At 69.8% G+C, this 2,908-nt stretch carries 4 protein-coding genes; 3 read left to right on the top strand and 1 reads right to left on the bottom strand.

Features of this window, described 5'->3' with window-relative positions; all coding sequences use genetic code 11:
* Positions 1-58: 58 nt before the first annotated feature.
* The 3 genes from ACTICP_RS16305 to ACTICP_RS16295 are packed head-to-tail and all read left to right on the top strand — an operon-like array spanning position 59 to position 1,751.
* Positions 59-706, top strand: a complete 648-nt coding sequence (locus ACTICP_RS16305) for a hypothetical protein (protein WP_441894138.1) — start codon at positions 59-61, stop codon at positions 704-706.
* Entirely contained in the window at positions 703-1,269 is a 567-nt protein-coding gene (locus ACTICP_RS16300; RefSeq protein WP_441894136.1) for a hypothetical protein, read from the top strand. Before ACTICP_RS16305 ends, ACTICP_RS16300 begins: the two co-directional genes overlap by 4 nt.
* On the top strand, positions 1,266-1,751 hold the full coding sequence (locus ACTICP_RS16295) for a hypothetical protein (protein WP_441894134.1): 486 nt from the start codon (positions 1,266-1,268) through the stop codon (positions 1,749-1,751). The genes ACTICP_RS16300 and ACTICP_RS16295 overlap by 4 nt, the downstream gene beginning before the upstream one ends.
* On the opposite strand, the gene ACTICP_RS16290 is transcribed toward ACTICP_RS16295, so the two are convergent.
* A partial coding sequence (locus ACTICP_RS16290; protein ID WP_441894132.1) for a hypothetical protein occupies positions 1,638-2,908 on the bottom strand: 1,271 nt, incomplete at its 5' end. The two genes, ACTICP_RS16295 and ACTICP_RS16290, sit on opposite strands and share 114 nt — an antisense overlap.

Raw genomic sequence — 2,908 nt, 5'->3', positions numbered from 1 at the left:
ATCCGCAAGAACATCCCGCCGGTCACGCCTGCGGAGGCCACCTCGATAGGCTGACCTCGTGAGCAGGGTGGGGCAGATGGCGGGCAGCGCGCGCCGCGCGGCGACCAGCCGAGCCGCCATCCCGCTCTGGATCGGCGGCGGCCTCCTCGGCGCTCTGGTCGTCGCCGTCATCGCCCTCGGCGGCCTGAATCCGGCGACCTCCTCCGCCGCGCAGCTGGTCGCGGGTGAGGAGGCGACCACCCCGCTGTACACGGCATCCGTCCTCGACGCCCACCTGACGGACGAGATCGAGGACGAGCACGTCGCCGCAGAAGACGGCGATGTCCTCGTCGTCGTCACGATGCGGCTGGAGAACCTCGCCGATTACCCGGTCGGCGTCGGCCGCAGCGCCGACCGGGCCGAGTCGCGGCTGCTGAATGTCGCCGAGCCCCTGCTCGAGCTGTCGGGCATCACGCAGACGGCGAGCGCGCGAGCCTGGCGCACCGACGACTCGATCGGAGGTGTCATTCTGCAGCCCCGCGTCCCCGTCGAGATGCGGTTGGTCTGGCCGGTCCCTGCGGATGCGGTCACATCCGGCACCGTGACCGTCGACGTCTACGACGCTGATGAGACCCGCGGCCAGGTGATCCTCTCGTCCGACAACATCACGTGGCGGCGGGCGGGCCTCGCCGCGCAGTTCGAGATCGACGTTGAGGGGGCCCGATGAAGAAGGCGCTCCCCTGGATCGTCGGCGTCGCCCTCGCCGTGGTCGCCGGTGCGATCACCGTCGCGACGCCCTCGCCCGATGCGCTGCGGGCGCCGTTCGTCGCGCATGCCGCGTTCGCTCCGGATGCTGACGAGCAGCAGTCCGTCACCACCCGGACCCTCACTGCGGCGGTCGTCGATGCGACCTTCGCCGAGAGCGTCGAGGTGTCCGATTGGCGAGCCGACGGCAACTGGCTGGTCGTCACCGTCGCGGCATCCGCCCCGCACAGCGAGGTCGAAGCCGACGTCGAGCTTGCGACCCTCCACGTCGGCGGCGAGGTCTTCCAGGCCAGCGAGCGCGTCCGCGACACTCTTTTCGACGCGCAGCTGCGGATCGGCATCGACACGGTCGGGATGCTGGCGTTCGAACTCCCACCGGACATCCGGGCTGGCGACGCCGAACTGCGACTGAGCTCATCGGTATTCACACCCCGGCTCGACGACATGGTCGCTGTCACGATTCCGCTCGATCGGCTGCCGACGGCATCCAGCATCGAGATCACGCCTCCGGAGACCGGATTATGACGTGGTGGCGCCGTCAGCGGGCGGCCCTGATCGCTCTGGTCGTCGCTGTGGCCGCGTGCATCAGCGTTCACGTGTGGCTGGACGTGCTGCCGACGATGAAGACCGAGGAGGTCACCGCGATCGCCTCCGGCCAGAGCGTCGACATCGCCGGGCAGCGGCTCTCGCTCACCTCGACCCGCTGGGACGAGTTCGACGCCCCCGAGGGGATGCGCTCGCTGAGCGTGCTGCTGACGGCGAGCGGCGGTCCGGATGCGGGGTTGTGCGGTTCGACGACCCTCACCGAACCGTCGAGCGGACGGTCATGGCTGGATGGCCGGTCGCTGCTGGATGTGCCCTCCGAGAGCGGAGAGTCCACCTGCACCTCCGAATCAGGCTCCTACGATGTTCTCGCCGTCTTCGTCGTCCCCGATGACACCGCCGGCGCGTTCGAACTCGACGTGCCCGGCGACGAGGGCGTCGTCCGCTTCAGCCTCGAGCCCTGACGTCGCTTCCAGCCCCGCCTCCGGCCGGGCGATCACCGCGTCGTAGGCCGTGGCGACCACGGCGACCCGCAGCGTCTCGAACACCGTGGCCACCGCAACCAGCACCATCGGCAGCAGCGCCTCCCAGTAGTCCGTTTCGTGCCCGCCGATCAGCACCAGCACACCGCGCGTGCCCCAGCGTTCGGCCAGCCCCCAGCCCGCATACGCGCACACGACCGCGCCGAACAGCAGCGGTCCTCCGCGCCAGACGACGGCGACCGCCGCCCACAGGCTCTCCAAGCGCTCCAGCAGAGAGACGGAGAGCGTATCGGCCGTCCCACGCAGAGCACGGAGCCAGCGCTGCACCGACACCGGTGCGTCATCGAACGAGGTGCCGTAGATCACCGCCGCGACAGCCAGCCAGGCCGCGGGCATGAGCAGCACGGCGGCGATGATCCCGATCAGCCACAGCGCCGCCTCCCAGACCACGGCGATGGCGGGGATGTTCATCGCGAACCAGTCACCGAACGCCTGCAGCCACGTCGCACCGGTGCTCGCGGCGAGCCACTCCTGAACGCCCGCCCACCACTGACCGACCAGGGTGAAGAGCATGAAGGTCCAGACCACCTCGGCGTACGCGGTGATGGCCACCGTCCAGTCCGGCAGCCGATTGCGGAGCGCTGAGAGAGCCAAGCGAGCAACGAGCGCCACGCAGAGCACGGTGACCGGCAGCACTCCGACCGACACCAGACCGCCTCGGTCTCCGATCTGCGCGGCGTCGTAGCCGGATTCCTGCAGGGCGATGCTGCTGGCGATACCCGCGAACTCGGTGATGTCGGCGTTCAGCAGTCCCCACGAGGAGTAGAACAAGAAGAACGGCAGGATCGACATCAGCACGGCCCGCGCGAACGCCCGGTACCCGTCCGCGGATGCCGCGACGTGCGGCAGCGACGGCCGCACGGTGAGATACATCGCGACGTACGCGGCGAGCTTCGCGGCGACGGCGAGCGGCAGGATCAGCAGCCCGCCGAGCGTGGTGTGACCGCCGATGAAGCCCGCGAGCTGCACGAGCAGCTGGTGCACGGCCTCGCCGCCGATGAACCACGCCATCATCGCGGGCCAGTGCTGCACGAGGATGCGGCCGAAGGTGCGCAGCGCCAGGAGCATGTCCCCACGCT

It is taken from the genome of Microbacterium sp. (assembly GCF_052102115.1).
Taxonomy (GTDB): Bacteria; Actinomycetota; Actinomycetes; order Actinomycetales; family Microbacteriaceae; genus Microbacterium.
Note: the sequence above shows the minus strand (reverse complement) of the source record. Positions and strands in the feature narration are given on the sequence as shown.